The organism is Pseudomonas sp. GP01-A4, assembly GCF_058780865.1.
The window spans coordinates 1-24,935 of the sequence record NZ_JBYSWF010000073.1 but is presented as its reverse complement, the minus strand read 5'-3'; the positions used below and the strand labels follow the sequence as shown (position 1 = coordinate 24,935).

Here is a 24,935-nt window from a genome sequence, read left to right as displayed (position 1 = left end):
GGCTGTGGCCAGGTTTGCGTTGTGGTGGATGCTGTTGTGGGCCGGCGTGCCGGGCGCGTGGGCCCTGAGTGAGGGTTCGACACCGTTGCTTTGGAACACCCCGGCCAACCAGTCGACCTGCAACCAGGTCGACTCTGCACTCTGGGTCGAGTTGGCCGGGGGCGATGAGTGCATTCGCTATTTTTCCGGGGCGGTGCTGAGCCATGCGCCCGTGGTGATCGTGATGTTTCATGGCGACCGCAACGTGGAAATGCACCGCTCGCCCGAGTCGATCCGTGGCAATACCCTGGCCGCCAAGGCCAGGCAGGCCAAGGCCCTGAGCCGGCGTGCGGGCGTACCGGTGGTGATTGTGGCGCGACCTGGCACCTACGGTTCCAGCGGCAACCATGGGCAGCGGCGCCAGGCGCGGGAATTCATTGTGCTGGACGCTGCGCTCAACGAGCTGCGCAAGCGTTACGGCATCGGGCAGTTTGTGTTGCTGGGGCACAGCGGCGGCGCCACGGTGGCCGCGGCGTTGTTGACCTTGGGGCGTACCGATGTGAAGTGTGCGGTGATGACTTCCGGCGCGTTTGCCCTGGTGCAGCGCGCGCAGATGTTGCGTCAAAGCAAAGGCCTGCCTTCGCGCCCGGGACGCGACACCAATGGTTTATTGCACCCCTACGATCCCCTGGAGCACCTGGCCGGCATTGCCGTTGCGCCTGCGCGGCAGTTGTTCGTGATTGGCAGCGTGGACGACCAGGTAACCCCATTTGTGTTGCAGGAGCGTTTTTACCAGGCGTTGATTCGCGCCGGGCATCAGGCGCAGTTGGTCAAGGCGCAGGGTGTGCCTGCGATGTTTCACCAACTGCGCAATGACATTGGCCTGAAGACAGCAGCGGGCTGCGCGGGCTAACCCGCCGGCACCGCCTGTTCGGTCGTGTTCAGCCAATCACAGATCTGCGACAACCCGGTACCACCGGAGCTTTTCACCAGTACCCAATCCCCCGCCTGGAACCACTGGCCGGGGTGGCGCGCCAACGCCTGGCCTAATGCCGTGGCATCCTCGAACCACTGCACTGACAGCTCACTGCGCAGCACCCGGTACACCTCATGCATCAGCGGCCCGCACAGCACCAAATGCCGGGGCGCCGCCGCGCGCAGCGAGTCAGCCAGTTCCAGGTGGTAGCGCTGGGCGTCGGGGCCCAGCTCCAGCATGTCGCCCAACACTACTACCCGGTGCCGCGAGGCCACGGGCAGGTCGGCCATCGAGCGCAAGGCCGCAGCCATCGAGCCGGGGTTGGCGTTGTACGCATCGTTGATCAGCTGGAAATGCCCGTCGGTGCATTTGATCGAGCGGATATTGCCGCGACCTTCCACCGGTTGGAAGCCGGTCAGCACTTCCAGTGCCTGGTCGGCGTCAAGCCCCGCGGCGAACAGCGACGCCAGCACCCCCAGCGCGTTGAGCACCATGTGTCGGCCGCGAGCACTCAGGCTGAAATCCAGCCGTTGCGTGTCACGTTGCGCGGTGACGTAGACCCGGTCGGCCTCGCTGCACACGTCGAGCAGGCGCACATCGGCATCAGCGTGTTCGCCATAGCTGGTCACGTGCAAGCGCGCGACTTCGGCGGCCTGGGCGAACACCTCGTAGTGCGGCATATCGCGGCACAGCACCGCGTGCCCACCCGGTGCCATCGAGCGGAAGATCGCGCTCTTTTTACGCGCCAGGTTTTCCAGGGTGCCATGGTATTCCAGGTGCGCCGGAGCCAGCCCGGTCACGATAGCAATGTGTGGGCGCACCAGCTCCGAGTTAATCGGCATGCGGCCCACGGCCATTTCCAATACCCAGAATTTGGCCGGCCGGGGCATGCTCGCCAGGTTCCAGGCGATCCCATGGGGCAGGTTGGCGTTGGCCTCGGTGTGGCCCACTTCGCCCCAGTGTTTCAGGGCGTGGCCGAGCATGGCGACCACGGTGGTTTTACCGAAGCTGCCGGTGACGCCGAACACCTGGCCAGTGAATTGCTGCCTGGCGTATCGACCCATTTGCAGCATGGCCTCGCTGGTATCGGCGACCTGTAACACCGGCAGGCCGCTGTCCAGGTAGGGCGTCGGGTCTACACACAAGAACGCCGAGGGGCGCCGCTCAGGACTGGCCTGGGCCCAGCGCAGCGCCGACTGCACTTCGTTCGGTCCCACCTTGCTGGGGTGCCGATTGAGCATGCGCTGGGGTTTGAAAAACTGCATGGACGGCGTCAAACCCGACGTGTACCAACCGGGTGGTGGCTGTTTGGCCCAGGTGCCGTGTGTCACCCGAGCCAGGGTGTTGGCGTCCCAGACCCAGCCGAGGGGCGCTGCGTCCTGGGCCCGGCTCACTTGCGGCGCGCCGTCGAGCAGGTAGCGGTGGTAGGCAATCAGCCCCGAGAGGTAATGCTCCACGTCGTCGATGCGCACCCTGAACGCGTGGTGACGGATAAAAAACGAGCCGGTAATGCGCGCAGGATTGGCGAAATACATCGCCGTTTCCGGCCAGAAATACCCGTTGAACAGATAGCGCGCACGATGATGCAGGGCGCGGTAAAACGCGTGCAGGTCGATCTCGGTGAGCAGGTGGCGCAATTGCGCTTGCTGGGCGATGCGTTCGAGCATCTGCTGCGCAGCCATCATCAATTCCAGTAGCGTCGGAAAGGTGGTGATGCGCTGTTGAACGAACCCCAGATAACCGGCGACGTTATTCAGGCCGAAGCGGAAATACTTTTCGTCAGGTCGGTAGCGGGTCAGTTCGTTCACGCAATAGCTGAGCCAGTGATCGTGCTCGCGCCAGTGCTGTTTTTCGATGAAGTAGTCGAAGGCTTTTTCCACCACGGTTAACCAGCGCTCATCGCCGGTGAGGCCGTAGAGGCGGATCAACCCGAACGCGGCCTCGCCGTCGTAGTAGATGATCCGGAACGCCTCTTTGACGGTAAGGTCACGGCCATGCAAGACGTGCACGAAGGCGCCGGTGGTCGCGTCCTGCATCCAGGCCATGCCATTGGCCAGGGCTTCCAGCACGGGTAGATAGTGGCGGGTGCCGGTGACTTCGCTGTATTTGACCAGCGCCAACAAACACACGGCATTGCCGCCCAGTTTGATCTCGTCACCGGTGTCCAGCAGATACGCCGCCACACTGCCGTCGGGCAGCGCGTAGGACTTGATCAGTTCCTGGGTAAGGTAGGCCAGCGAGCGGTCGATGGCGGATTTAAGCGCCTCGTCGCCGGTCAGTGCCCAGGCCTCGATCATCGAATAGGTGGTACTGGCGTGGCGCAGGGTGTTGTAGTTTTTTATCGCCCGGTCAAAGCACGGGAAGTAGCCGTAGACGAACTGGCCGCCGCCCTGCACCTGAGTGCTCAGGTAGCTTGCGGCGCTGATGATGCTCGCCTTTACCATGCCGGGCTCCAGCGCTGCGAGGGTGCGCCAGCCGGTTTCTGTCGGGCCAGGGTTCAGCGGGTGGGGCACGCCGTCTTCGGCACAAAAAACGCCCTTGGTGTCGAACAGGAACACGGGGGTCTCGGGTTCAAGTGTGGCGATCAGGTCGGCTGTATTGAGCCCGGTAAAACGGCGCCTGGCGTACACCGAAAAATTGCCGGCATTGAAGCTCGCGTGATTGATAGCGTTGCCGCCATACAGGATCGCGTTGGCGTTCAGTTCCTGTTCGGTGATCGCGATGTGCAGCGCCGCATCGAAGGCGATGCCGCGCCGGAAGTAATTACGCTTGTGGCGCTTGAAGCGCGCATTGAGTTCGGCCCAGGTGATGGCGGTTACGTTGATCGCGCATTCGACGCGTATCCATGAACGTTCGACGATGTTGCCTGACTGCGCACGGTCTCGTTCGTAGGCTCCCTGCAAGCGCTGCACACCGGTTTGCCAGGCGGCTTCGAAGTTATCTGCCGTGATATGAAAAACATGCGCGCGCTGGGTGCCGTCGCTCATGGAGAAAAACAAGGTACAGGGCTGCGCGGTGTCTGATGATACAGCAGGCCCATTCATTTCTTTGCTTAGATGAGCATAACAAGCAAGCCATTGCTGTTTCACAGGCATAGTTCATCACCAGTTTTTAACTTGGAGAGGGGTGGCGCGCAGTGTTCATGATTAAACTGCGCGCCAGCTGATAAATAAGCAGAAAGTTATGCCGCACAGTTTTATAAAGGCAAATTAACCAGGCTTATATATCAAGAGCAGAGCGATGAATCCTCTTTCTCCGGCTCCAGCACGGAGGGCGGGACTTGGCTCTCGTATTGCTGGAGATGGTCACGAATCAGCTTGCGAATAACCTGAGAAATAGTAAGGTCAACTTCCTCGGACAGCGACTCCAGACGCTGCTTGGTCGGGAAGTCGATGAGAATGGTCAGACGTGTTGTTTTTTCAGGCATTTTCTTGATCCTTTTACAAAAGCGCGGTCTCGACTGCCGCGTGCAGTAAGTGCTGGAAGACGTGTGGAGTCCTTAGAACAAACCAATGGGGTAATCAACTGATTCATTGGAGTCTAATTCAAATCGCTGCGCGTTTTCCATCAATGTGCAGTGAAGGTTGCGATTATGTGAAGTTCTGCACCTTCTCCGTACCTCTTATTATCATCGGGTTATAATGCTATGAGATTCGAGTATAGACCGGTTGCAAGAAAGCTATCTCAAAGTGTAGGGGGTGTCAAAAGTCAATCTTATCTATAACTAAAGTAGTGGTTGTACTGTTTGGTGAGTTTGATTATGTATTTTGCGCATTACGTCATGAGATTTTTTCAAGAACTTGGTGCTCACAATATTCTGTCACAAAATACTAATTGATTGTTTTCGAATATCAAGGGTTGTTGTCACGTATAACAGCGATTGTTATTGGAAGAGGGGCAGGGAGGTGCTGCTTTTATCAGAAGGGCGCGACGGTCGTCGTTGAGGTAAAAGGGGCCAGGGCGACCCCTTTCCAGGAGGTGGGATCAGGCAAACACAAAATACTTACGCACCGTCTCGACCACTTCCCATGTCCCCTTCATCCCCGGCTCCACCACAAAGATATCCCCAGCCCGCAAATGGATCGGCTCCAGGCCGTCCGGGGTGATCACGCAGTAGCCTTCCTGGAAGTGACAGTATTCCCACTTCACATACTCCACCCGCCATTTGCCGGGGGTGCAGATCCAGGTGCCCATGATCTTGCTGCCGTCCTCGCTGGTGTAGGCGTTGAGGTTGACGGTGTGCGGGTCGCCTTCGAGTTTTTCCCATTTGCAGGCGTCCAGCACCGGCAGTGGATGGGTGTCGCGCAGTACGGTGATTGGCTTGGACATGATGATTCCGAGGCAGTGGAAGGGAAGTCCGAACCCTATCGCCTTGGGCGGCCCGCCAGTGGTCTGGACTCGACATCGGGATGCCCAGAAGCGCAGTCATTTGCACAGCCGTGAGTCACCGCCAACCCCTGTGGGAGCCGGGCTTGCCCGCGGTGGCGGAGTGTCAGGCGATGGAAGGGCACGCTGTGCCGACCTCATCGCGGGCAAGCCCGGCTCCCACAGGGGATATTTGTTGTTTGAAGGATTGAGTCGGTACGAAATATCTGTGCGCCAATCAGCCATTTCCTCGCAGTAAGTGCGAAAGATTTCCCGCTTTGCGCTGGAATTCGCAAGAATATTTACAGCCGGCCCTCGTATCATTCACCCCAGTAACGACCGAGAGCCTTGAAATGAATCCAATAAAAACGTGGTGGGACATCAGCCCGCCCTTGAGCACCGCGACCCCGACCTGGCCGGGTGATACGCCGTTTCAGGAAGAGCGGGTCTGGCAGTTCGGCCCCGAGTGCCCGGTGAATGTCGGACGCATCACCCTGTCGCCCCACACCGGCGCCCATGTGGACGCGCCGTTGCACTACAGCGCGGACGGCGCGCCGATTGGCGAAGTGTCCCTGGATGTGTACATGGGCCCGTGCCGGGTGCTGCATTGCCTGGGCAGCGGCGCGCTGGTGCAGCCGCATCAGTTGGAAGGCCGGCTGGAAAACCTGCCGGAGCGTGTACTGTTGCGCACTTATCAACAGGCGCCGCTGGATGCCTGGGATTCGAATTTCACCGCCGTCGCTCCGCAAACCGTCGAGCTGCTGGCCAGCCTCGGTGTGCGCCTGATCGGTATCGACACACCGTCCCTGGATCCGCAGCAGTCCAAGACCATGGACTCCCACAACGCCGTCGCCCGGCATGGCATGGCGATTCTCGAAGGCATCGTCCTCGACGACGTGCCGGAGGGCGATTACGAGTTGATCGCGCTGCCGCTGCGTTTTGCCAACCTCGATGCCAGCCCGGTACGAGCCATTCTCCGCCCGCTCAAGGAGCCCACGCGATGAGCCAGTGTCCTTTCTCCCCTGACTACCAGCCGCCGGAAGAATGGCATAACGCCGAGCTGAATTTTTCCGAGTCCATGAGCTACGGCGACTACCTGGACCTGGGCAAAGTGCTCAGCGCCCAGCACCCGCTGTCGCCGGACCACAACGAGATGCTGTTCATCATCCAGCACCAGACCTCGGAGCTGTGGATGAAGTTGATGCTCCACGAACTCAAGGCCGCCCGCGAACACGTGCGCCTGGGTGAGCTGCCGCCGGCGTTCAAGATGCTGGCGCGGGTGTCGCGGATCTTTGACCAGTTGGTGCACGCCTGGGCGGTACTGGCGACCATGACGCCGTCGGAGTACAAGTCGATCCGCCCGTACCTGGGGCAGTCGTCGGGTTTCCAGTCGTTCCAGTACCGGGAAATCGAATTCATCCTCGGCAATAAAAGCGCGGCGCTGTTGCGGCCTCATGCCCACCGGCCGGAGTTGTTGAAGGAGCTGCAGGTGGCGATTGCCACGCCGTCGCTGTATGACGAGGCGATCAACCTGATGACCAAGGCCGGGCTGGCGATCGACCCCAAGCGCGCCGAACGCGACCCGACGGCGCCAACGGTTCACGATGATTCCGTGGAGGCGGCGTGGCGCGAGGTTTATCGCGATCCGAGCCGGTATTGGGACCTGTACCAATTGGCCGAAAAGTTTATCGACCTGGAAGATTCTTTCCGCCAGTGGCGCTTCCGCCATGTCACCACCGTGGAGCGGATCATCGGCTTCCAGCCTGGTACGGGCGGCACCGAAGGCGTGGGCTACCTGCGCAAGATGCTCGACACCGTATTGTTCCCCGAGCTGTGGCGAGTGCGTTCCACGCTGTAATCAAGGCCCAACAAAAAGCCCCGGTACTCATCAGTACCGGGGCTTTTCATTTGGAATACGATCAAAATGTGGGAGCGGGCTTGCTCGCGAAAGCGGTGTGTCAGTCAATACATCAGGTGACTGACACGACGCCTTCGCGAGCAAGCCCGCTCCCACACAAGCCCGCTCCCACATGGGTTATTGCGCTGTTACTACCTTCGCGTTATTCAACCGCAACCGGTACGCCACATAGATGATCCCGACCCAGACCGGAATCGCATACACCGACGCCCGTACGCCCGGAATCGCCAGCATCACGCAGATGATCATCAGCATGAACGCCAGGCACAGGTAGTTGCTGAACGGGAACCAGAAGGTCTTGAACGACGGCACCACGCCTTGCTCGCCCATGGCCTTGCGGAACTTGATGTGGGTCAGGCTGATCAGCGCCCAGTTGATCATCAGCGAGGCAACCACCAGCGCAAACAACAGCTCCAGTGCGTCATGCGGCGCTACGTAGTTGATCACCACACACAGCAGCGTCACCAGGGCCGAGATGCCCAGGGCACGCAGCGGCACGCCTTGCTTGTTCAACTTCATCAGCGCTTTCGGCGCGTCGCCTTGCTCGGCCAGGCCGAACAGCATGCGGCTGTTGCAGTACACGCCGCTGTTGTACACCGACAGTGCCGCGGTCAGGACCACGAAGTTGAGGATGTGGGCGGCGGTGTCGTTACCGATCAAGGAAAAGATCTGCACGAACGGGCTGCCGCTGTAGGCATCGCCCGACGCGCCGAGGGTTTGCAGCAGTTGATCCCATGGGTACAACGACAGCAGCACGGTAAGGGCGCCGACGTAGAAAATCAGGATCCGGTACACCACCTGGTTGATCGCCTTCGGGATCACCTTGCGGGGTTCGCTGGCTTCGGCGGCGGTAATACCCACCAGCTCCAGGCCGCCGAACGAGAACATGATGAACGCCATGGACATCAACAGCCCCATGCCGCCATTCGGGAAGAACCCGCCGTGGCTCCACAGGTTGCTCACCGAGGCCTGCGGGCCGCCGGTGCCGCTGAACAGCAGGTAGCAGCCGAGCACGATCATGCCGACAATCGCCACCACCTTGATGATCGCGAACCAGAACTCGGTCTCACCGAAGAACTTCACGTTGAGGGTGTTGATCAGGTTGACCAGCACAAAGAACACCACCGCACTGACCCAGGTCGGAATTTCCGGCCACCAGAACTGGATGTACTTGCCCACCGCTGTCAGCTCGGCCATGCCCACCAGCACGTAGAGTACCCAGTAGTTCCAGCCGGCGAGGAAGCCTGCGTAACCGCCCCAGTACTTGTGGGCGAAGTGGCTGAAGGAGCCGGCCACCGGTTCCTCGACGATCATTTCGCCCAGCTGGCGCATGATCAGGAACGCGATGAACCCGGCTACCGCATAGCCCAGGATCATCGACGGCCCCGCCGACTTGAGCACGCCCGCCGAGCCGAGGAACAGCCCGGTCCCGATCGCCCCTCCCAAGGCAATCAGCTGAATATGCCGGTTCTTCAGGCCACGCTTGAGGCCCACCGGGTTAACCATGTCATCCGCCATTAACATTCCCTTCTACTTGTTTTTTTCAGGGTTGATCGCACACCGAACCAGCCCCTCAAACCGCTGAGGGGTCAGATATTACTCTCGGTAAACTTTTCGTAATACAGCTGAACGCCATCAAGTGCCTGATCCAGCAGCCATTGTTTGATGGATTCGACCATCGGAGGGGGGCCGCAGACGTACATATCTGCCGATTGATCCCGCAATTCGGCCAGGTCGAAATGCTCGGTGAGGTAGCCGCGTTTGCCGGCCCAGTCCGAAGGTGGGTCGCTGAGTACCTCGGTGTAGCGAAACCCCGGGATCGTATCGGCGTAGGCTTTTATGCGTGTTGCCTCGCATAAATCGGCCGCACCCCGCACGCCGTAATACAGGTGCACCGGCTGTTGGCAGGTGCTGGCGGCCAGGTCATCGAGCATGCCCAGCAGCGCCGATAGGCCGGTGCCGCCGGCAACCAGCACCAGCGGTTGGGTGACGTGCCTGAGGTAGAAAGCGCCCAGTGGCGCTTCCAGCAGCAACTCATCACCGACCTGGCAGCGTTCGCGAATGTAGTTGCTCATCACGCCATCGGGCAGCAGGCGGATCAGGAACTGCAACTGATTGCCCGGGCGGTTGGCGAAAGAGTAGGAGCGCCAACTGTCGGTGCCGGGAATCGACAGGCGGGCATATTGGCCCGGCAAAAAGTCCAATGGGTGTTCAAGCTGCAGGTGCAGGATCGCGGTGCTGGCCGAGACCTGTTGCACTTGGCTCACCGTACTGCGGATTTGTACTGGCCCCGGCGCGTTGCACAGGCTGGAATCAAAATCGAAATAAAACGCCGCGTCGGATTGGACCCGGGTCTGGCAGCTGAGCATTTTGCGTTGTTGCAGGTCGAGGCTGGAGAGGGCTTCCTCGTCTACGTAGTCCTGAGTGAAATCGCCGGACTCGCAGCGGCCCTGGCAAGTGCCGCAAACGCCTTCGCGGCAGTCGAGCGGGATCTTGATGCCGTTGCGCAACGCCGCATCCAACAGGATCTCATTGGCGCCCACCGGGAAAAACAGGGTCTTGCCGTCGGCAAAACTGAAGGCCACTTTGTGATTCATTCGCAGAACTCCGCGAGTTTGATTTTCTATGCCTGCGATTTAACTGTGGCGAGGGAGCTTGCTCCCGCTGGGCTGCGCAGCAGCCCCAAAAAGCCGGGAGCGCTACGCACTGGAGCGCCAACCCGGTCCAGCGGGAGCAAGCTCCCTCGCCACAGGTGTAATGCATCAGGTCACAGGTGATAGAAATCCAGCACCGAGTTGATGGTGTCGTTGAGCAGCAGCGCATGCTTGCGGGTGATCAACCAACTGTCGCCATCGGGCTTGAGGCTGTAAGTGGCGCTGCCGTAGAACTGCTCCGACGTCGCCAGCCGATAGAACAACGTATGCCAGTTCAACTTCACCTCCAGCAGCCCGTCCGGTTGCTCGGCAATCCGCACGTTGTTGATCAAATGCAGCGTCCTCGGCATCGGCGTGGCCGACGCGGCCTTGCCCGTGCGCAGGCGAAACACCCGATCCTCCAGCCCCGAGCGGTTGGCGTAGTAGATCAACGACATTTCGCGCTTCGGGTCGCGGGTGTAGACATGTTCCGAATCCCACTGCGGCAGGTGGAATTCACTCTGCGGGTCGAACAACTGCACGTAGGCGTCCCAATCCTGGGCATCGCACAGCTCGGATTTACGGTAAAAAAACTGCTCGATCCGGTACTGCAATTGCGCATTCATCATTCCACCTCCCGCAGTTTCAGGGCTTGCTGGTCGAGTCCGTCCAGCAGGAATTTCTGCCAGTTGCGGTGCTGGTTGACGTACAGCCCTTCGTGGGTGAATTCGGTGCCGGTCATCGCCGGCTGGATGCCGATGGATTCGCTGTTGGGCGTAGGCCCGGTTTCCCAGCGATGGCTGCCGCGGGAGATATCGCTCCAGCGTTCCAGACGGCCCTGGAAGCCGCGCTGGGCTTCGCGGAACTCCACCAGGTCATCCGGCGTGCCCATGCCCGAGACGTTGAAGAAATCCTCGAACTGGCGAATACGGTTTTCACGGTCGGCGTCAGACTCGTTCTTCACCCCCAGGCACTGGCTGATGATTTCGGTCTTGTTCCACGCGATGGGCCGGATGATCCGCAGCTGCGAGCTGATCTGGTCGAGGAAGAACAGGCTCGGGTAGATGTTCAGGTTGCGCAGGCGGTGCATCATCCATTCGGCTTTTTGCTGGCCGTGTTCTTCGATCAGGCGCGGCATGATGGTGGCGTAGCCCGAACGCACGGTGGGGTTGGGCATGTCGCTGAACAACAGGCTGTGGCCATTGTTGAAGGCGAACCAGCCGTCATCGGTGTTCGCGTCGCCGGCGCCGAGTTTGCTGTAGTCCAGTGTCGTGCCCGAGCCGGTGCCGTTTTCCGTATTGACCTGCTGGCGATGCTGCACCGTGGCCACGTAGTTGTAGTGCACGGTGCTGACGTGATAACCGTCCAGGCCGTTCTCGTTTTGCAGTTTCCAGTTACCGTCGTAGGTGTAGGCGGACTTGCCCGGCAGCACTTCCAGCTCACCGGTGGCCGATTGGGCGACCATCATGTCGAAGAACACTTTGGCGTCGCCGAGGAAGTCTTCCAGGCTGTTGGTGCCGTTCACGTCGAGGCTGATGAAGACGAAACCCTTGTAGCTCTCGATCCGCGCTTTTTTCAGGCCGCGAGTGGCCTTGTCGAAGCCTTCCGGGTATTCCCCCGGCGCCTTGACCTTCACCAGCCGGCCATCGCTCTTGTAGCACCAGGCATGGAACGGGCAGGTGAAGGTGGACTGGTTGCCCTTGCCGACTCGGGTCAGGGTGGTGCCCCGGTGCTGGCAGGCGTTGATCAGCGCGTTGAGCTGGCCTTCGCCGTCGCGGGTGATGATCATCGGCTGGCGCCCGGCGCGCATCGTCACGAAGTCGTGCTTGTTGGCCAGTTCGCTCTCGTGACAGGCATAGATCCAGTTTTTTTCGAAGATCAGCTCCATTTCCAGCTCGAACAACTCCGGCTCGGTGAACATGTCCCGGGCGATGCGGAACACCTCATCCACCGGACGGAAGTCCAGGCAGCCTTCGATAAAGCTTTTCCACTGCTCGACGCTTCTTGCACCACTCATGGGAGGCACCTTTTTTGATAATGGCTAAACGGGTAAGCCATTAAGAGGCTGCGGCGGGGCACCGGGCTATCCGGTTAATGGGGGAAGGTGGGCCACTTAGTTGGGCACGAAATACCCACGGCGGTGCAGGGCGGTGGCGGAATGCGCTACTGTCTTGCAAGGCGATTGTCGGAAAAGTCTGCTTGTTATCCACTTAGTCGACGGTTGCTATCCACCCAGTGGCGATCCCGCTGGCGTGGCGCAAAACTTGCTGTCGATCTACCAGGACGCGCCGTCAGAGCGCGCCGGCCACAATTGCCGTGGGTGCCCCGTGATGAGTAGCAATACACGCGATATACGTATCGAGCGCTTCGACCTTGAAGGCGCCTGCAGCTGGATGTCCGGCATTTGCGGGCCGCACCGCCTGCAAACCGCGACGCCGGAGCGCATCCGCTTTCACCACAGCGCCAATGTGTTCAAGTCCCGCGCCACGACGCTGGGGATTATCGAATACGGCACCGATGTCACCATCGACATTGAAGACGCCGAGCACTTCAGCAGCTACAGCCTGACCTTGCCGCTGGTGGGCGAGCAGGAACTGAGCAAGAACGGCGTACGGCTCAGCTCCAACCGTGACCAGGGGGTGATCATTTCGCCCAACGAACATCAGGTGCTGGAGATCTCGGGCGACTGCCGCAAGTTGCAGGTGGTGATCACCCGCGCGGCGATGAGCGAATCCCTGGAAGGCCTGCTGCAGCGGCCGATTGAAGCGCCGCTGCGCTTCGAATCGGCGATGGACGCGGTGGACGGCGCTTCCGCGTCGTGGTGGCGCATGGCGCGGTATTTCATCGCCGAACTGGAGCGCAGCAGCGAGCTGTATGACCAGGTGGCGTTTACCCGGGACCTGGAAAGCTCGCTGATCAAGGGCCTGATCCTGGCCCAGCCGAACAACTATTCCGAAGAGCTGCGGGACGTGCTGGGGGTGAAGCTGCCGCACTATTTGATTCGTGCCCGACAGTACATCCACGACAACGCCCGGGAAGCGGTGCACCTGGAGGATCTGGAGGCGGCGGCGGGCGTGTCGCGCTTCAAGCTGTTCGATGCCTTTCGCAAATACTTCGCCCTGTCGCCCATGGCCTATCTGAAGAAATACCGCCTGGGTGCCGTGCGCCAGCAAATCCTCGAGCATGGCTCCACGCGCACCATCTCCGAAATCGCCCTGGGCTGGGGCTTTACTCATCTGGGGCGATTCTCGGCCGAATACCGCAAGCTGTTCGACGAATCCCCCAGCCAGACCCTGCAACGCAACGACGCCCGGCGTATGCGTGGATGAACACCTTACGCAAAAACAACGGAGATCAACTGTGGGAGCGGGCTTGCTCGCGAATGCGGTGCATCAGCCAACTCATTCGGTGACTGACACTGCGCATTCGCGAGCAAGCCCGCTCCCACATTGGATGTGTGGTGTTCTTTTAAATCAACTCTTCCACCAGTTGCAGGCAATGACTGAGCCCCGGCGACTGTTCATTGATCCGCCGGCTGAGAATGATCGGCGACGTGGCGGTGGCCTCCACCACCGGCGTATAGCCAATGTCTGCGCGGTGCAGCACCTGAACCGAGGCCGGTACCAGGGTCACGCCCATGCCTGCGCCGACCAGACCAATGGCGGTCTGCAATTCGTTGGTCCACTGCGAAACCTTCAGGCTCAAGCCATGGGCATCGAACAGCGCGATCACATGGTCGGCGTAGCTCGGGCGCGGGTTGCCGGGATACAGCACGAAGGGTTCAGCGGCCAATTGCGCCAGGGTGGCCGGGGCGCCCAGCAGGGGATGCCCGGCGGGCAACACCGCCACCAACCGGTCCTCCACCAATACCCGCTGCACAATGGCCGGGTCGTCAATGCGAATCCGCCCGAAGCCTACGTCAATCCGCCCGGCCTTGAGGGCTTCGACCTGTTGCAGCGTGGTCATCTCCGACAGGCCCAACTCCAGCTCCAGGCCATCGTGGCTGCGCAGCCGGCGAATCAACTCCGGCAGCACGCCGTACAGCGTCGACGGCGCAAAACCGATGCCCAGCCAGGTTTTCTGCCCAAGGCCTATGCGCCGGGTGTTGTCACACACCTTGCCCAGTTGCTCCAGCAGCACATTGGCGTGCTCATAGAAAAACCGCCCGGCTTCGGTCAGGCGCAACGGGCGCCCACGCTCCAGCAGGACCACACCCAGTTCGTCCTCCAATTGCTGGATCTGCCGGCTCAACGGCGGCTGGGCAATGTGCAGGCGTTCGGCGGCGCGGGTGAAGTTGAGGGTTTCCCCCAGCACCTGGAAGTAACGCAGATGGCGCAGTTCCATAAAGACTCCATTCATACCTTAAGGGTATTGTTCGAGACTCATTCTATATTGGAAGCCAGCAGAGATCCGGAACAGAATCAGGCCAAATCTATAAAGAACCCAACGGGTATTGCCATGCCGATTTTCGCCATCGAGTCGATCGAGACCATCATCGTCGATCTCCCTACCATCCGCCCGCACAAACTGGCGATGCACACGATGCAGAACCAGACCCTGGTGATCATCCGCGTGCGCTGCGCCGACGGTATCGAAGGCATTGGTGAATCCACCACCATCGGTGGCCTGAGCTACGGCAATGAAAGCCCCGACAGCATCAAGATCAACATCGACCGGCACTTCGCGCCGCTGCTGCTCGGCCAGGACGCGAGCAACATCAATGCCGCCATGTTGCGCCTGGAGCGCAGCATCCGGGGCAACACCTTTGCCAAGTCGGGTATCGAAAGCGCCTTGCTCGACGCCCTCGGCAAACGCCTGAACCTGCCGGTCAGCGAATTGCTCGGCGGCCGCGTGCGGGACGCCTTGCCGGTGGCCTGGACCCTGGCCAGCGGTAACACCGAAAAAGACATCGCCGAGGCCGAGAAGATGCTCGACCTGCGCCGCCACCGCATTTTCAAATTGAAGATCGGCGCCGGTGAAGTCAGCCAGGACCTGGCCCACGTCATCGCGATCAAAAAAGCCCTGGGCGACCGCGCCAGTGTGCGGGTCGACGTCAACCAGGCCTGGGACGAAGCTGTGGCCCTGCGCGCCTGCAAGGTGCTGGGGGACAACGGTATCGACCTGATCGAACAACCGATCTCGCGCAACAACCGCGGCGGCATGGTGCGGCTCAACCTGTCGAGCCCGGCGCCGATCATGGCCGACGAATCCATCGAATGCGTGGAAGATGCCTTCAACCTGGCCCGCGAAGGCGCGGCCTCGGTGTTCGCCCTGAAGATCGCCAAAAATGGCGGGCCGCGTGCGGTATTGCGCACCGCAGCGATTGCCGAAGCGGCGGGTATCGGCCTGTACGGCGGCACCATGCTCGAAGGCGGTATCGGTACCCTGGCTTCGGCCCACGCGTTCCTCACCTTGAACAAACTGGCGTGGGACACCGAGCTGTTCGGCCCGCTGCTGCTCACCGAAGACATCCTCGCCGAGCCGCTGGTGTACCGCGATTTCCACCTGCATGTCTCCACCGCTCCGGGCCTGGGCCTGGCCATCGATGAAGAGCGCCTGGCGTTCTTCCGTCGCGATAACTAACAAGAGGACACCTGCGATGTTGTTCCACGTAAAAATGACCGTGAACCTGCCCGTCGACATGAACCCCGAGCGCGCTGCCAGCCTCAAGGCTGAAGAAAAAGCCTTCTCCCAGCGGCTCCAGGAGCAAGGCAAATGGCGCCACCTGTGGCGCATCGCCGGGCTGTACGCCAACTACAGCGTGTTCGATGTCGACAGCGTGCAGGAACTGCATGACCTGTTGATGCAACTGCCGCTTTATCCTTACATGGCCATCGAAGTGAATGCCCTGTGCCGGCATCCATCGTCGATCCGTGAGGATGATCGCTGAGTCTGTTTTTTCACCTAATAATTACAAGATGAGGATTGCACCATGTCCATCCGACTTTCCCAGACTGCTCACGCCCAACAGTTTCTCGAAGAAGCCAGCGGCAACCTTAACGACGGCGGCAACCCACGGGCCAAGGCGCTGATCTACCGGATCCTGCGGGACACGGTGAACATCATCGAAGACCTGGAAGTGACTCCGGAAGAGTTCTGGAAGGCGGTCAACTACCTCAACGAACTGGGCAAGAACCAGGAAGCCGGCTTGCTCGCGGCAGGGTTGGGCCTGGAGCATTACCTGGACATGCTGATGGACGCGGCGGACGAGGAAGCCGGCAAGTCCGGCGGCACCCCGCGCACCATCGAAGGCCCGCTGTATGTGGCCGGTGCGCCGCTGTCCAAGTTCGAGGCGCGGCTGGACGACGGGCAGGACCCGGGCGTGCCGCTGTTCATGCAGGGCCAGGTGCGCGACACCAATGGCAAGCCGTTGGCGGGGGCGATTGTCGATGTATGGCAGGCCAATACCGGTGGTACGTATTCGTGGTTTGACAGCACGCAGTCGGAGTTCAACCTGCGTCGGCGAATCGAGACCGATGCCCAGGGCAACTACCGTTTTCGCAGCATCGTGCCGTCGGGGTATGGCTGCCCGCCGACCGGCCCGACCCAGCAGTTGCTGGACCAGTTGGGGCGCCATGGCCAGCGGCCGGCGCATATCCACTTCTTCATCTCGGCGCCGGGCCATCGGCACCTGACCACGCAGATCAACCTGTCGGATGACCCGTACCTGCATGATGATTTTGCCTATGCGACGCGGGATGAGTTGATCGCCGAAATTCGCTTCAGCGAGGACGCAAACCTGGCGAAGGAATTTGGTGTGGAAGGGCAGTTTGCGCAGATTGATTTTGACTTCGAGTTGCAGCCTGCGGCGGCGCCGGTAGAACAAAAGCGCATGCAGCGAGTGCGCGCCCTCGAAGACTGAACGCGGTAAAAAAATGTGGGAGCGGGCTTGCTCGCGAATGCGGTGGATCAGTCAATATTTCCGGTGACTGACACTCCGCCTTCGCGAGCAAGCCCGCTCCCACATTGGCTCTGTATCGTTTGGCCTACTTGCGAACAACCAGATCGAGCAGATCATCCCGATCCTTGATCTTCTGCAGCACGATCTCCGAGCGAATATCCATCACCCCCGCCGTGCGGTTCAGGTGGTTCACAATGAAATCCGAAAAATGCTTGAGGTTGCGCGCCTGCACCCGCAGCACATAATTGCTCGCCCCGGTAATCACGTACGCACTGGCCACCTCCGGCCACCCCTGTACCTTCTTGATAAACGTCTCGTGCCAATCCTCCACATCCTGGCGTAACGACAGGTGGACGATGGCCTCCAGCTCGATCCCCAGCTGCTCGGCGTTCAACACCGCCCGATAACCACTGATGATTCCCTCGCTTTCCAGCAGGCGCAAACGCCGCAGGCAGGCCGACGGCGACAGGGCGACTTTCTCCGCCAGTTCCTGGTTACTGATACGGCCATCCTGTTGCAGGAAATGCAGAAGGCGCAGGTCGGTGGCGTCGAGAATCATGGTTAGAATAAATCCGCGTGTTTGGGGGTTAAATTCGAATTTCCTACAGCTTAATTAGCCTGTTGCCCACCACTTTGCACGAAAATTCTCTAAAACTTCGTTCATTATTTGGCTCATTGTTACTACAACAACAGGACTGACCATGACCACCCGCACCCATTGCCTGACCCTCGACGCCCAGGATCCGCTGGCGCCATTGCGCAACCAATTCGCCTTGCCGGCCGGGGTCATCTACCTAGACGGCAACTCCCTCGGTGCGCGCCCGGTAGCGGCACTGGAACGGGCGCAAGCGGTGATCGCCGAGGAGTGGGGCAATGGGCTGATTCGCAGTTGGAACAGTGCCGGCTGGGCCGGCCTGTCCCAGCGCCTGGGCAATCGCCTGGCACCGCTGATCGGTGCCCGCGACGGTGAAGTGGTGATCACCGATACCACCTCCATCAACCTGTTCAAAGTGCTCAGCGCCGCGCTGACCGTGCAACGCGAACGCGCGCCAAGCCGCAAGGTGATCGTCAGCGAAGCGAGCAATTTCCCCACCGACCTGTACATCGCCGAAGGCCTCACCGAACTGCTGCAACAGGGCTACTCCCTGCGCCTGGTCAACAGCCCGGACGAACTGCCGAAAGCCATCGACCAGGACACGGCCGTGGTGATGCTCACCCACGTCAACTACAAGACCGGCTACATGTACGACATGCAGGCCCAGACTGCCTTGAGCCATGAATGTGGCGCGCTGGCGATCTGGGACCTGGCGCATTCGGCGGGCGCGGTGCCGATCGACCTGCATCAGGCCGGTGCCGATTATGCGATTGGTTGCACTTACAAATACCTCAACGGCGGGCCCGGCTCCCAGGCGTTTGTGTGGGTCAACCCGGCGCTGGTGGATGTGGTTACGCAGCCGCTGTCGGGCTGGTTCGGGCATACCCGACAGTTCGCCATGGAATCGCGTTATGCCCCGAGCCAGGGCATCGCCCGCTACCTGTGCGGCACCCAGCCGATTACCTCGCTGGCGATGGTGGAGTGTGGCCTGGATATTTTCGCCCAGACCGATATGGCCAGCTTGCGCTCTAAATCCCTGGCGTTGACCGACCTGTTTATCGAGTTGGTGGAAAGCCGTTGCGCCGCCCACGACCTGACCCTGATCACCCCGCGTGAGCATGCCCGACGGGGTAGCCACGTCAGCTTCGAACACCCGGAAGGCTACGCGGTTATCCAGGCCTTGATCGCTCGCGGCGTGATTGGTGATTATCGCGAGCCGCGCATCATGCGGTTCGGGTTTACCCCGCTGTACACCAGCTTTGCTGAAGTGTGGGATGCGGTGGAAATCCTGGGTGAGATTCTCGATCAGAGAACCTGGGACCAGCCGCAATTCAAGGTTCGCCACAGCGTCACCTGAGTAAACGCAGAGCAAAACTGTGGGAGCGGGCTTGCTCGCGAATGCGGTCCATCAGTCCCTGATGTATTGACTGGCACACCGCATTCGCGAGCAAGCCCGCTCCCACAGGGGACAGTGTTTCAACCAGAAAGCAGCGCAATCACAATAATAAAGGGGCACGCCACGTGACCACGCCAGACCAAGGCTTTGCCGAAATCACCAATCGCGAACTGGGCCTCAGGCGCCAGCTCACTTCCGGCCAGATGAGCATGATCGCCATCGGTGGCGCCATCGGCACCGGGCTGTTCATGGGCAGCGCCTACGCCATCGGCTATGCCGGGCCCAGCGTGCTGGTGAGCTATGCCATCGGTGCGCTGATCACTTTACTGTTGATGGGCTGCCTGGCGGAGATGACCGTGGCGCATTCCACCTCGGGCTCGTTCGGCGCGTATGCGGAGTTTTACGTCAGCCCGCTGGCCGGTTTCCTGGTGCGCTATGCGTACTGGGCGGCGATTGTGCTGGCGGTGGGCGCGGAGGTCACGGCGGTGGCGATGTACATGAAGTACTGGTTTGCCAACGTGCCGGAATGGGTGTGGATCGTCTCGTTTTCCAGCGTGCTGATCGTACTCAACGCCATCAGCGTCAAGACCTTCGGCAACTTCGAGTACTGGTTCTCCACGATCAAGATCAGCGCCATCGTTGGCTTCATCATCCTCGCGGTGTACGTGGTGTTCGGCTCCGGCAATCCGGATTACGGCGTGCAGAACTACGCGGCCCACGGCGGCTTTTTCCCGAACGGGTTGAGCGGCATGTGGATCGCGGTGATCGTCTCGATCTTCAGTTACCTGAGCGTGGAAATGATCGCGGTGGCCGCCGGTGAAGCGGCCGACCCGGAGCAGGCGGTGAAAAAAGCCTTCCGCGCGACCATCGTGCGCCTGGTGGTGTTCTACCTGCTGACCCTGGCGCTGATGTTGGCCATCGTGCCGTGGAACCAGGCTGGCCACGCCCAGAGCCCGTTCGTCACGGTGATGCAGACCATCGGCATTCCCGGCGCCACCGGGGTGATGAACTTCGTGATCCTGATCGCTGCGCTGTCGGCGATGAACAGCCAGCTCTACATCACCACCCGCATGATGTTCAGCCTGTCCCGCGCCGGTTTTGCGCCCAAGTCCATGGGCGCCTTGAGCAAGAGCGGGATCCCGTTGAACGCCTTGTTGCTGTCCAGCTCGGGCATTGCCCTGGCGACCCTGCTGAACGTGGTGTACCCGGAAAGCTCGTTCACCCTGATGATGGCGATCTCGATGTTTGGCGCGATCTTCACCTGGTTCATGATCTTCCTCACGCACCTGTTTTTCCGCCGCTACCGCAAGCGTCACGGCGGGGCGAAGCTGTCGTTCCAGCTGGCGCTGTTTCCCTACAGCACGCTGCTGGGCCTGGTGCTGATGGGCGCGGTGATGATCACCACGTTCTTCACCGATGCGTTCAAGATGACGCTGGTGTTCGGGGTGCCGTTCCTGCTGATTCTGTCGCTGGTGTACTACGTATTCTTCCGCAAGGGTCGCCAAAACCTTGTAGGAGCGAGCTTGCTCGCGAAAAACCCGAGGGCGCCGGGTTAAATCAGAAAGCCCGCGTTATCGTTGACGTGCTTCGCGAGCAAGCTCGCTCCTACAGGGGGAGAGGGCGTTTAGCAGTTGGGCGGCGTAACCGGGCAATTGCTCGAACTCGCGGGCGCATAACAGCAGTTTGCGACAGGCCCAATCCTCGCTCAGGGGTTGGGCCTTGAAGCGCCGCTCCAACGGCCAGCGCTCCAGCGCCGCCAGGGGCACGATCCCCAGCCCGGCGCCCCGGGCAACCATGCGAATCAGCCCGTCAAACCCATCTGCGCGGATGCGTGTCTGCAAGCGAAAGCCTGCGTGCAATGCCTGTTCCTCCAGGTACACCGCCAGCGCGCTGTCGGCGGCCAGGCCCACATAGTCGTGCTGCAAGCTGTCGATAAAACTCACGGTGCGCCCGGCCAGCGGGTGATCCAGCGGCATGATCAGCACCAGCGGGTCGTCGCGAAAGGGCAGGGTTTGCAGGCCGTGGGTATCTACTGCGTCGGAAATAATCCCCAGGTCTGCCGCGCCCTGGCGCAAGGCGTGGGTGATGCGCAGGCTTGGCAGTTCCTGCAGGTCGATGTCGAGGTTGGGGTGCTCGTGCAGAAAGTCCGCCAACAGCTCCGGCAGGTATTCGCTCAGGGCGGTGGTGTTGCACAGCAGGCGCACCTGGCCCTTGACGCCGTTGGCGTATTCCGCGAGGTCTTGCTGCAGGTGATCGGCTTGCTGCAACAGCAGGCGGGCGTGACGGGCGAGGGCTTTGCCCGCAGCAGTCGGGGTGACGCCACGGCGACCACGTTCAAGAAACTCGATGCCCAGCGAGGCTTCCATCGCCCGGATCCGCGCACTGGCCGCCGCCAGGGACAAATGGCTGCGGCTGGCGCCGGCGGTGATATTGCCGGTGTCGAGGATGTGCAGGTACAGGCGCAGGTCGATCAGGTCAAAGTGCATGTGCTGGGGATCTCAGTGTCTGTACGGGCCTCTTCGCGAGCAAGCCCGCTCCCACATTTAGATCTGTGAACCCTTTCAAAATGTGGGAGCGGGCTTGCTCGCGAAGAGGCCATCTGCCTCATGCAAAACAAGAGGCTGCCTCAGTATATGGCGAATTTTCAGACATCACCCAAACCTGCAAAATCGGCCCATGAATACTTTCCTCGCGTTCTACCAAAACCTCGGCCCGGCCCTGACATTGCTGGTGGTCGGCACCTTCCTGCTGGCCGGTACGGTCAAGGGCGTCATCGGCCTGGGCCTGCCCACCGTCGCCATGGGCATGCTCGGCCTGGCTATGTTGCCGGCGCAGGCTGCGGCGTTGCTGATCATCCCGTCCACCGTCACCAACCTCTGGCAACTGGCCTTCGGCGGTCACCTGAGCGCGTTGATCAAACGCCTGTGGCCGATGCTCCTGCTGATTTTCCTCGGCACCGGGCTGGGCTCGTTGTGGCTGGGCATGGATGGCGGGCATTGGGTGGTGCGGGCGTTGGGCGGCGCGCTGCTGGTGTATGCCTTGAGCGGGCTGTTGCTGCCGACGTTCAAGGTAAGCCCGGCCACCGAGCGTTGGCTGGGCCCGCTGTGCGGCGTGCTGACCGGGGTGATCACCTCGGCCACCGGGGTGTTCGTGATACCGGCGGTGCCGTATCTGCAAGCGTTGGGCTTGAACCGCGATCAGCTGGTGCAGGCGTTGGGGCTGTCGTTCACCGTGTCGACCCTGGCGCTGGCAGCCGGGCTGTTCTGGCGTGGCAGCCTGGGCGGCGGCGAATTGAACGCCTCGTTGCTGGCGCTGGTTCCCGCGCTGCTCGGGATGTGGCTGGGCCAGGCCCTGCGCCAGCGCATCAGTGCCGTGCTGTTCAAGCGGGTGTTCTTTATCGGCATGGCCGCGCTGGGGGGTCATCTGCTGATCAGTGGTTAACAATATGCCGTTGATTCGTGCGCCTTGGTCAAATGTATTTTGCCGCCGGGACGCTTATTCCAAAGCACCGACCCCGTTACCCTGCCTTCAGACATTTTTAATCTTTAGGCACCCCCTATGAAAAAAGTACTCCTGCTCAACGGCGGTAAGAAATTCGCCCATTCCGACGGTCGCTACAACAGCACCCTGCATGAAGCCGCCCTGGCGGTACTGGACCGTGGCGGCATTGACGTCAAGGAAACCCACATCGACGCCGGCTACGACGTGGCCGAAGAAGTCGCCAAATTCCTCTGGGCCGATGTGATCATCTACCAGATGCCCGGCTGGTGGATGGGCGCTCCGTGGATCGTCAAGAAGTACATCGATGAAGTCTTCACCGAAGGCCATGGCAGCCTGTACGCCAGCGACGGCCGCACCCGCTCCGACTCGTCGCAGAAATACGGCAGCGGTGGCCTGATCCAGGGCAAGCAATACATGCTGTCCCTGACCTGGAACGCTCCCCAGCAAGCGTTCGACGACCCCACCGACTTTTTCGAAGCCAAGGGCGTGGACGCGGTGTATTTCCCGTTCCACAAGGCCAACGAGTTCCTCGGCATGACCGGCCTGCCGACCTTCCTTTGCGTGGACGTGATGAAACGCCCGGCCATCGAAGCCGACGTGGCGCGTTATGAACAGCATCTGGCACAGGTGTTTAACCTGAGTCTGTAATGCGGCTAGTATCCGTGCAGCCGCTATAAAGAGGATTCACGTTGAAAGCCCGATCCGATGAGCTACAGATCTTCGTCTGCGTGATTGAATGCGGGTCGATTTCCGCCGCAGCCGAACAGGTCGGGCAGACGCCGTCGGCGGTCAGCCGCACTTTGTCGCGCCTGGAAGCCAAGCTCGACACCACCCTGATCAATCGCACCACCCGGCGCATGGACCTGACCGAAGAGGGCAAGTATTTCTTCGAGCGGGCCAAGGTGATCCTCGAGCAGATGGACGACCTGGAAGAACGCCTGTCGTCGCGCCAGCAAACCCCGTCGGGGCGCCTGCGGATCAACGCGGCGTCGCCGTTCATGCTGCATGCGATCGTGCCGTACATCGCCGAGTTTCGTGGCCTGTACCCGGATATCCAGCTGGAACTGAACAGCAACGACCTGATCATCGACCTGCTGGAACAGAGCACCGACATCGCGATCCGTATCGGTGCCCTGGCCGACTCGACGTTGCACGCCCGCTCACTGGGGTGCAGCCCGCTGCATATCCTCGCCAGCCCGGCGTACCTGGAACAGCACGGCACGCCCACCACCGTTGCCGAACTGGCCGAACACACGTTGCTCGGCTTCACCCAGACCGAAACCCTCAACCACTGGCCGTTGCGCCATGTGCACGGCGATCGCTGGCAAATCCAGCCCGGTGTCGCCGCTTCCAGCGGTGAAACCTTGCGCCAGCTGGCGCTGGAAGGGCAGGGCATCACCTGTCTATCGGACTTCATGACCGCCCAGGACATCAAGACCGGGCGCCTGATACCGGTGCTGGCCGAGTTCAACAGCGGCTATCGTCAACCGATCAACGCGGTGTACTACCGCAACTCGCAATTGGCCTTGCGCATCCAGTGCTTCCTGGACTTTATCCAGGGCAAGCTGGCCAGCTACGCCAGCTGATTCGTGACCTCTGCGCAAGATTGAATTGGGCAATACGGACTTATTCGGAATGGATAGGTCCGCAATACTGAGTCCATCAATTACTCACGCAGGGAGACACCTCCATGAACGTATTCATCACCGGCGCTGCCGGTTTTATCGGCGGTTCCATCGCCACTGGCCTGGTCAAGGCCGGCCATAACGTCACCGGCCTGGTGCGCAGCACCGAACAGGCTGCGGAAATGACTGCACTGGGTATCACGCCGGTGATCGGTACGCTGGATGACAGCGCGCTGTTGACCGAGCAGGCGAAGAAAGCTGACGCGGTGATCAACGCCGCCAGCAGCGACCATCGCGGCGCCGTGGAAACCTTGCTGGCCGCGCTGCGCGGTTCCAACAAAACCTTCCTGCACACCAGCGGTTCGAGCATCGTCGGCGATGCGTCGGGCGGTAAGTCCAGCGATGTCATCTACTTTGAAGACAACCTGCCGGCGCCGACTGTCGACAAGGCTGCTCGCGTGGCCATCGACAACCTGATCCTGGCTGCAGCCAAAGATGGCGTGAACTCGGCAGTGATCTGCAACACCCTGATCTACGGTCACAGCCTGGGCGTCAAGCGCGACAGCGTGCAATTGCCACGCTTGCTCAAGCAGGCACGCAAAAGCGGTGTAGTGCGGCATGTGGGCACCGGGCAGAACATCTGGTCCAACGTGCACATTGAAGACGTGGTTGCGTTGTACCTGCTGGCGCTGGAAAAGAATGTGCCGGGCACTTTCTACTTTGTGGAGAGTGGCGAAGCGGCGTTTGTCGACATGACCACCGCGATTGCCGAAGCGCTGAAGCTGGGTAAACCACAGGATTGGCCATTGGCGGATGCCGAGGCCGAGTGGGGTTATGAAATGGCCAACTATGGCCTGGGCTCCAACAGCCGGGTTCGCGGCAAGCATGCGCGGGAATTGCTGGGATGGGCGCCGAAGCGGACTTCTGTAGTTGAGTGGATTCGCAACGAGATGGTTTGATGTTCGCTTGAGACCGAGGCTAGCCCTTTCGCGAGCAAGCCCGCTCCCACATTTGACCGAGTTCCAACTTTGGAATGCGGTCAAATG

At 60.7% G+C, this 24,935-nt stretch carries 23 protein-coding genes; 13 read left to right on the top strand and 10 right to left on the bottom strand.

What is annotated here, in order from left to right:
* Positions 1-28 precede the first annotated feature (28 nt).
* The gene (locus tag AC3WKX_RS29090; protein WP_102605610.1) at positions 29-892 is read left to right on the top strand and encodes an alpha/beta hydrolase family protein; all 864 of its coding nucleotides are present in this window, start codon (positions 29-31) and stop codon (positions 890-892) included.
* Here AC3WKX_RS29090 and AC3WKX_RS29085 read toward each other — a convergent pair.
* The 3 genes from AC3WKX_RS29085 to AC3WKX_RS29075 all read right to left on the bottom strand — a co-directional run bounded on the left by AC3WKX_RS29085 (position 889) and on the right by AC3WKX_RS29075 (position 5,284).
* Positions 889-3,942 carry a UDP-N-acetylmuramoyl-tripeptide--D-alanyl-D-alanine ligase gene (locus AC3WKX_RS29085; protein ID WP_173883062.1) on the bottom strand — a complete coding sequence of 1,018 codons (3,054 nt, stop codon included), beginning with the start codon at positions 3,940-3,942 and terminating at the stop codon, positions 889-891. The two genes, AC3WKX_RS29090 and AC3WKX_RS29085, sit on opposite strands and share 4 nt — an antisense overlap.
* A gap of 239 nt (positions 3,943-4,181) precedes the next feature.
* Complete coding sequence (locus AC3WKX_RS29080; RefSeq protein WP_003212332.1) at positions 4,182-4,382, bottom strand: hypothetical protein; 201 nt, start codon at positions 4,380-4,382, stop codon at positions 4,182-4,184.
* A gap of 557 nt (positions 4,383-4,939) precedes the next feature.
* The gene (locus AC3WKX_RS29075) at positions 4,940-5,284 is read right to left on the bottom strand and encodes a cupin domain-containing protein (protein ID WP_003212331.1); all 345 of its coding nucleotides are present in this window, start codon (positions 5,282-5,284) and stop codon (positions 4,940-4,942) included.
* 389 nt (positions 5,285-5,673) lie between these two features.
* On the opposite strand from AC3WKX_RS29075, the gene kynB reads away from it, so the two are divergent.
* Entirely contained in the window at positions 5,674-6,324 is a 651-nt protein-coding gene (kynB, locus tag AC3WKX_RS29070; RefSeq protein ID WP_102605608.1) for an arylformamidase, read from the top strand.
* Positions 6,321-7,178: a tryptophan 2,3-dioxygenase gene (gene kynA / locus AC3WKX_RS29065; protein ID WP_008436669.1), complete on the top strand. Its 858-nt coding sequence runs from the start codon at positions 6,321-6,323 to the stop codon at positions 7,176-7,178. Before kynB ends, kynA begins: the two co-directional genes overlap by 4 nt.
* A gap of 177 nt (positions 7,179-7,355) precedes the next feature.
* Here the strand turns inward: kynA and AC3WKX_RS29060 are convergent, their stop codons facing one another.
* The 4 genes from AC3WKX_RS29060 to antA form a co-directional block, all read right to left on the bottom strand.
* Positions 7,356-8,756 carry an amino acid permease gene (locus AC3WKX_RS29060; RefSeq protein ID WP_008436670.1) on the bottom strand — a complete coding sequence of 467 codons (1,401 nt, stop codon included), beginning with the start codon at positions 8,754-8,756 and terminating at the stop codon, positions 7,356-7,358.
* Between the two features lie 71 nt (positions 8,757-8,827).
* On the bottom strand, positions 8,828-9,835 hold the full coding sequence (gene antC, locus AC3WKX_RS29055) for an anthranilate 1,2-dioxygenase electron transfer component AntC (RefSeq protein WP_102605607.1): 1,008 nt from the start codon (positions 9,833-9,835) through the stop codon (positions 8,828-8,830).
* A 170-nt stretch (positions 9,836-10,005) separates the two neighbouring features.
* Positions 10,006-10,497: an anthranilate 1,2-dioxygenase small subunit gene (gene antB, locus AC3WKX_RS29050; protein WP_003212320.1), complete on the bottom strand. Its 492-nt coding sequence runs from the start codon at positions 10,495-10,497 to the stop codon at positions 10,006-10,008.
* The gene (antA, locus tag AC3WKX_RS29045) at positions 10,497-11,888 is read right to left on the bottom strand and encodes an anthranilate 1,2-dioxygenase large subunit (RefSeq protein WP_003212318.1); all 1,392 of its coding nucleotides are present in this window, start codon (positions 11,886-11,888) and stop codon (positions 10,497-10,499) included. The genes antB and antA overlap by 1 nt, the downstream gene beginning before the upstream one ends.
* A gap of 313 nt (positions 11,889-12,201) precedes the next feature.
* On the opposite strand from antA, the gene AC3WKX_RS29040 reads away from it, so the two are divergent.
* Complete coding sequence (locus AC3WKX_RS29040; RefSeq protein ID WP_008436676.1) at positions 12,202-13,200, top strand: AraC family transcriptional regulator; 999 nt, start codon at positions 12,202-12,204, stop codon at positions 13,198-13,200.
* A gap of 139 nt (positions 13,201-13,339) precedes the next feature.
* On the opposite strand, the gene AC3WKX_RS29035 is transcribed toward AC3WKX_RS29040, so the two are convergent.
* On the bottom strand, positions 13,340-14,215 hold the full coding sequence (locus AC3WKX_RS29035; RefSeq protein ID WP_102605606.1) for a LysR family transcriptional regulator: 876 nt from the start codon (positions 14,213-14,215) through the stop codon (positions 13,340-13,342).
* Positions 14,216-14,329: 114 nt separating this feature from the next.
* Between AC3WKX_RS29035 and AC3WKX_RS29030 the strand changes: the two genes are divergently transcribed.
* Genes AC3WKX_RS29030 through catA form a run of 3 tightly spaced genes read left to right on the top strand, consistent with a single transcriptional unit; the run spans position 14,330 to position 16,733 of the window.
* Positions 14,330-15,454, top strand: a complete 1,125-nt coding sequence (locus AC3WKX_RS29030; protein ID WP_102605605.1) for a muconate cycloisomerase family protein — start codon at positions 14,330-14,332, stop codon at positions 15,452-15,454.
* Between the two features lie 16 nt (positions 15,455-15,470).
* Entirely contained in the window at positions 15,471-15,761 is a 291-nt protein-coding gene (catC, locus tag AC3WKX_RS29025; protein WP_008436679.1) for a muconolactone Delta-isomerase, read from the top strand.
* Positions 15,762-15,803: 42 nt separating this feature from the next.
* Positions 15,804-16,733, top strand: coding sequence for a catechol 1,2-dioxygenase (gene catA, locus AC3WKX_RS29020; RefSeq protein ID WP_003212307.1), 930 nt, complete (start codon positions 15,804-15,806; stop codon positions 16,731-16,733).
* 124 nt (positions 16,734-16,857) lie between these two features.
* Here the strand turns inward: catA and AC3WKX_RS29015 are convergent, their stop codons facing one another.
* Positions 16,858-17,331: an Lrp/AsnC family transcriptional regulator gene (locus AC3WKX_RS29015; protein WP_003212305.1), complete on the bottom strand. Its 474-nt coding sequence runs from the start codon at positions 17,329-17,331 to the stop codon at positions 16,858-16,860.
* Positions 17,332-17,473: 142 nt separating this feature from the next.
* Between AC3WKX_RS29015 and kynU the strand changes: the two genes are divergently transcribed.
* Both kynU and AC3WKX_RS29005 read left to right on the top strand, forming a co-directional pair.
* On the top strand, positions 17,474-18,724 hold the full coding sequence (gene kynU, locus AC3WKX_RS29010; RefSeq protein WP_102605604.1) for a kynureninase: 1,251 nt from the start codon (positions 17,474-17,476) through the stop codon (positions 18,722-18,724).
* A 164-nt stretch (positions 18,725-18,888) separates the two neighbouring features.
* Positions 18,889-20,319, top strand: coding sequence for an amino acid permease (locus AC3WKX_RS29005; protein WP_102605603.1), 1,431 nt, complete (start codon positions 18,889-18,891; stop codon positions 20,317-20,319).
* Between the two features lie 15 nt (positions 20,320-20,334).
* Here the strand turns inward: AC3WKX_RS29005 and AC3WKX_RS29000 are convergent, their stop codons facing one another.
* Positions 20,335-21,249: a LysR substrate-binding domain-containing protein gene (locus tag AC3WKX_RS29000; RefSeq protein WP_102605602.1), complete on the bottom strand. Its 915-nt coding sequence runs from the start codon at positions 21,247-21,249 to the stop codon at positions 20,335-20,337.
* Positions 21,250-21,439: 190 nt separating this feature from the next.
* On the opposite strand from AC3WKX_RS29000, the gene AC3WKX_RS28995 reads away from it, so the two are divergent.
* From AC3WKX_RS28995 to AC3WKX_RS28980, 4 genes are all read left to right on the top strand, one after another.
* The gene (locus tag AC3WKX_RS28995) at positions 21,440-22,204 is read left to right on the top strand and encodes a sulfite exporter TauE/SafE family protein (RefSeq protein WP_102605601.1); all 765 of its coding nucleotides are present in this window, start codon (positions 21,440-21,442) and stop codon (positions 22,202-22,204) included.
* A 117-nt stretch (positions 22,205-22,321) separates the two neighbouring features.
* The gene (gene mdaB, locus AC3WKX_RS28990; protein ID WP_008436691.1) at positions 22,322-22,912 is read left to right on the top strand and encodes an NADPH:quinone oxidoreductase MdaB; all 591 of its coding nucleotides are present in this window, start codon (positions 22,322-22,324) and stop codon (positions 22,910-22,912) included.
* A 41-nt stretch (positions 22,913-22,953) separates the two neighbouring features.
* A complete protein-coding gene (locus tag AC3WKX_RS28985) occupies positions 22,954-23,850 on the top strand; it encodes a LysR family transcriptional regulator (RefSeq protein ID WP_003212293.1) in 897 nt (298 codons plus the stop codon).
* Between the two features lie 104 nt (positions 23,851-23,954).
* The gene (locus tag AC3WKX_RS28980) at positions 23,955-24,848 is read left to right on the top strand and encodes an NAD-dependent epimerase/dehydratase family protein (RefSeq protein WP_102605600.1); all 894 of its coding nucleotides are present in this window, start codon (positions 23,955-23,957) and stop codon (positions 24,846-24,848) included.
* Positions 24,849-24,935: the final 87 nt, after the last annotated feature.